Genomic DNA, 1229 nt, shown 5'->3' with positions numbered 1-1229 from the left:
GCTGCCGACCGGCGCCAAGACCGGCCTGTCGTTCCGCTTCCCCCGCGAAGCCGCCGAGGCGATGAGCCGCCTGGACCCCCGCGAGGCCGCGACCGTCGAGTTCGTGTTCACCAGCCGCGGCGGCGTGGACGTGGTCCGGCGGGCGTATGTGGAGGTGGGGGATTTCGCGGCGGGGCGGGCGTTCTTGCGGTAGGGGTCTGGGCGGCTAACGCTTGCCCCCACCTGGCCGCTACGCGGTCTGTCCGCCCCCATAGGGGGCGGAGGAGCCTCGCGCTGTAGGGTCTTCCCCCTATGGGGAAGACGGTCGCGAAGCGACCCGTAGGGGGCAGGTGGGTGAGCCGCCTACCTCGGCGGGGCGAACTTCACGACGTTCGGGCCAAGCTCGTCGTCCGGCTCGACCTCCGGCAAAGGCTCCAGCAGCGGAGCCTCCATCGCCGGGCGCGAGGCCTTCAGCAGCACCGGCATCCGGACGGACACGCTCGTCCCCGCGCCCAGCCGGCTCTCGATGTTCATCTCGCCGCCGTGCAGCTTGGCGAAGGCCCGCACCAGCGACAGGCCCAGGCCCGTGCCCTTGGCGCGCTGATCGACGCCGCCGGCCTGCTCGTAGGGGCGGCCAAGCCGTTCCAGGTCCTCAGGCGAAATGCCGACGCCGCTGTCGGCGACGACCAGCTCGAACTCGCCGTCGTGGCCATCGGCGGTGACCGTCACCTGGCCGCCGCGCGGCGTGAACTTCAGGGCGTTGGACACCAGGTTCAGCACGATCTGCTTGAGCGCCCGGCGGTCGGCGTCGACCTCCAGCTCGTTCGGCGGCAGCACGCCGCGCAGTTGCACCCCGGCCGCGTCGGCCTGGACCCGCAGCAGGCGCATGGCGGCGGTCACCGCCTCGCGGGCGTCGAACTCGCCGCGCTGCAGCTCGAAGCGCTCGGCCTCGATCTTGGACATGTCGAGCACGTCGTTGATCAGGTCCAGCAGGTGGCGGCCGCTCTCATGGATCAGCTCGGCGTATTCGCCGTAGCGGTCGGTCAGGGGGCCGAACATCCGGGCGCGCATGATGTCGGAGAAGCCCATGATGGCGTTCAGCGGCGTGCGCAGTTCGTGGCTCATATTGGCCAGGAACCGGGCACGGCCGGCGGCCAGGCCTTCGGCCTCGGCGCGGGCCTGCTGCAGGGCGGTCTCGCGGGCCCGCTCGATCGTGGCGTCGCGCATGACGCCCACCAGCAGGTCGGGCG

At 71.9% G+C, this 1229-nt stretch carries 1 protein-coding gene and 1 pseudogene; one reads left to right on the top strand and one right to left on the bottom strand.

All coding sequences use genetic code 11. The features are described 5' to 3' along the window. Positions 1-193: pseudogene (locus tag AC1DZ6_RS25455) on the top strand (hypothetical protein); the annotation flags it as partial. A gap of 149 nt (positions 194-342) precedes the next feature. Here the strand turns inward: AC1DZ6_RS25455 and AC1DZ6_RS25450 are convergent. Next, positions 343-1229: sensor histidine kinase (locus tag AC1DZ6_RS25450; protein ID WP_477099866.1), on the bottom strand; the 887-nt coding region annotated here is incomplete at its 5' end.

The organism is Caulobacter sp. P1_B12_2 (assembly GCF_056406675.1).
Note: the sequence above shows the minus strand (reverse complement) of the source record. Positions and strands in the feature narration are given on the sequence as shown.